The sequence below is a fragment of the Roseateles sp. genome (assembly GCF_019237615.1).
In the GTDB taxonomy this organism is placed as follows: Bacteria; Pseudomonadota; Gammaproteobacteria; order Burkholderiales; family Burkholderiaceae_C; genus Pelomonas.
This window is the reverse complement of record NZ_JAFAGT010000041.1, coordinates 1-3,055: the sequence shown is the minus strand read 5'-3', so window position 1 is coordinate 3,055 and position 3,055 is coordinate 1. Positions and strand designations below refer to the sequence as shown.

Below are 3,055 nucleotides of genomic sequence, written 5' to 3'. Positions count from 1 at the left end.
GTAAGCGCGGCCTGAAGGCCCTCTTGACGGAAGCGCGGTAACTCAGATGTCCAGCACGTGGCGCAGCAAGCCGAAGCCCACGCGCCACTTGGTGCCGTCGCCCGGGTCGATGCTGGCGGTGCGCTCGTTGATGCGCACGATGGTGCCGACCACCGTGTTGAGGTACTTGTCCTCGAAGGCGACCCTCTCGCCGCAGCGGAAGTCATTGCGCGTGGGGCGAGGCGCTGCGGGAGGCGGTGCAGCTTCGGCCTGTCGCGCCGCGGCGTTGGGAGCCGGCGGCTCGATGGCCGCATAGGGCAGCTTCCACTCGCGACGCTCGCGCAGGTCTTGTAGCGTGACCTGGGTGTGGCGCAGGGCCACGACCTTGCCTTCACGCAGGCTGCCATCGCGCCAGTCGAGGAAGCGCACGGTCTGGCCCAGGTGCATGTCCTTGCGGACCGCGATGATGCGCCGCGGGTCAGCCAGCAGCCGCTCGATCAGCGTGCTGAGCTGGAACAGCTCCAGGCTGCTGGCCTGGTGAAGGACGTCCAGCAGCCGCGGATCGATGCTCGGCCAGCTCATGCCGCCGCGCGCTCTTCAGCGTCGGCGCGCTCGCTGCCGATGTTCCAGGGCAGCAGCTCGTCGATGCGGTTCACCGGATGGTCGGCGATGCGCTGCAGCACCTCGCGCAGGTACGCCTCGGGATCCAGGCCGTTGAGCTTGGCGGTCTCGATCAGGCTGTACATCGATGCTGCGCGTTCACCGCCCGCGTTCGAGCCCATGAACAGGTAGTTGCCGCGCCCGAGCGCCACGCCGCGCAGCGCGCGCTCGGCGGCTGAGTTGTCGATCTCGATACGACCGTCGTCCACGTAGCGTGTCAACGCCTTCCAGCGCGCCAGGCTGTAGCGGGCCGCCTTGGCCAGCTCCGACTTCGTCGACACCTGGGTCAGCACCCCCTGCAGCCAGAGATGGAACTTCTCCAGCAAGGGGCCAGCTCGAGCCTGCCGATGCTGTCGCCGCACCTGCGGCGGGCTGCCCCGGATGTCGGCTTCGACGGCGTACAGCCCCTGGATGTGGCGCAGCGCCTGCGCCGCCAGCCCGGTGTCGTCCCGGTGCTGTTCGTACAGGTCCCACCAAGGTCGTCTTGCATGCGCCCAACATGCGGCTTCGACGACCTGGCCGCCGTCGTAGAGGGCGTTCCAGCCGCCGTAAGCATCGGCCTGCAGGATGCCGTGGAAGTCGCGCAGGTGGCGCTGCGGGTGCTCGCCCTTGCGGTCGGCCGAGTAGCGGAACCAGACGGCCGGCGGCGCCAGGTCACCCGCAGACCGGTCGTCGCGCACGTAAACCCACAGCCTGCCGGTGCGCGTCTTGCCTTCGCCGGGCGCGAGTACCTTCACCGGCGTGTCGTCGGCGTGCACCTTGGCCGCGTGCAGCACGTGTCGCCCCAGCGCGGTGAGCAGTGGATCGAACAAGGTGTGAACCTGCTCCACCCAGCCCGCCATCGTGCCGGGGTCGATGTCGACGCCTTCGCGGGCGTAGATGCGGCTCTGGCGGTGCAGTGGGGCGTGGTCACAGAACTTGGACACCATCACGTGGGCCAGCAGCGCCGGGCCCGCCAGGCCTCGGGTGATCGGCCGGCTCGGCGCGCTCGCCTGGAAGATGGCCTCGCACTTGGTGCAGGCCAGCTTGGGTCTGACGGTGCGGATGACCTTGAAGCGCGCGGGCACGTACTCCAGGTGCTCCGAGACGTCGGCACCGATGCTGCGCAGCCGGCCACCGCAGGCGGTGCAGCCGCAGGACTGTCCTGCCGCGTCGTGATGCGCTTCAGTGGTGGCCGGGCGAAGCTCGTGTTGTTCGCGAGGCAGGTGGCCGGGCAGGCTGCGGTCGACGCTGCCGGCGTTGGCGGCCGGCGTGGCCGGCTTGCGCACTTGCAGCTGCTCCAACGCCACCGGCTCGATGAGGCTGGCCTGCAGATCGAATCGCTCGCTGGAAGTGCCGAACTGCGCGCGCACGCGGCGTGCCAGTTGCAGCTTGAGCTTGTCGACCATCAGCTGGAGCCGCTGCACCTCGTTGGCGCTGATGCGCAGGTGCTGCTTGAGCAGCTGCGCGTCGTCGGGCAGTTGGCTGATCGGGTCGGTGTCTTGCGGCACGGACCTCAGTGTGCGACAGGGTCAGCGCGTCTGCATTGGGATCACTCCCGAGAAGGCATCGTCTATGCGGCCAGCTGAGGTGAGTTCGTGCGCGTCGGCATGCGCCAGTCGATGCCCTCCAGCAGCATCGACAGTTGTGCGGCGGTCAATGCCACGCGGCCGTCGACGGCCTGAGGCCAGACGAAGCGGCCGCGCTCCAGGCGCTTGGCCAGCAGCATCAAGCCCTGGCCATCGAACCACAGCAGCTTGACGATGTCGCCGCGCCGGCCGCGGAAGACGAACACGTGGCCGTCGAACGGGTTCTCGGCCAGCGCCGTCTGCACCACGGCGGCCAGGCCGTCGAAGCCCTTCCTCATGTCCGTGTGACCGGCGACGAGCCAGACGCGTGTGCCTGAGGGGAGTCCGATCATGCGAGGCTTCGCAGCGTGGTGAGCAGCGCCACGAGACTCTGCGGGTCGACGGCGCCACGCAGCCGCAACCGGGCGCCAGCGAAGTCGAGTTCGATGCTGCCGGCGCTGGCGCGGACATCGGCAGGGGGCGCCACCGCGGCTGTCGGTGGCGACGCATCCGCGGGTGCGGTCGAGTCGAGCGTGATGGGCAACAGCAGCGGCGCCGGCGCGCGCGCGAGGTCTGCCACAGCGGCCTGGGCTTCACGGTGCTCGCGCCGCCACTTGAACACCAGGTTCGCGTTGATGCCATGAGCCATTGCGATGCTGGACACCGACGCACCGGGCTGCAGGCATTGCCGGACCAGCTCGCGCTTGAGCTCGGGACTGTGGTCGCGCCTGCGGCGCCTGGAGGGTGTGTCTTGATCAGCCATGGTGTGCGCGAGCGATGCCTGATGCACACCATCCCAGGTGTGCAGGATCAGCCGATCTTGGTCACGAAGCCGCCGGCACACCAGAGGGCCGTGAGGCCACGCTTAC

4 protein-coding genes are annotated in these 3,055 nt (G+C 69.1%); all 4 read right to left on the bottom strand.

Annotation, left to right across the window (positions count from 1 at the left end):
- Positions 1–42 precede the first annotated feature (42 nt).
- The 4 genes from JOY88_RS07455 to tnpA are packed head-to-tail and all read right to left on the bottom strand — an operon-like array spanning position 43 to position 2,949.
- A complete protein-coding gene (locus JOY88_RS07455; RefSeq protein ID WP_293501632.1) occupies positions 43–561 on the bottom strand; it encodes a hypothetical protein in 519 nt (172 codons plus the stop codon).
- The gene (gene tnpC / locus JOY88_RS07450; protein ID WP_293501633.1) at positions 558–2,138 is read right to left on the bottom strand and encodes an IS66 family transposase; all 1,581 of its coding nucleotides are present in this window, start codon (positions 2,136–2,138) and stop codon (positions 558–560) included. Before tnpC ends, JOY88_RS07455 begins: the two co-directional genes overlap by 4 nt.
- A 53-nt stretch (positions 2,139–2,191) precedes the next feature.
- Positions 2,192–2,539, bottom strand: a complete 348-nt coding sequence (tnpB, locus tag JOY88_RS07445) for an IS66 family insertion sequence element accessory protein TnpB (RefSeq protein WP_293501631.1) — start codon at positions 2,537–2,539, stop codon at positions 2,192–2,194.
- On the bottom strand, positions 2,536–2,949 hold the full coding sequence (gene tnpA, locus JOY88_RS07440; RefSeq protein ID WP_293501630.1) for an IS66-like element accessory protein TnpA: 414 nt from the start codon (positions 2,947–2,949) through the stop codon (positions 2,536–2,538). The genes tnpB and tnpA overlap by 4 nt, the downstream gene beginning before the upstream one ends.
- Between the last annotated feature and the right edge of the window lie 106 nt (positions 2,950–3,055).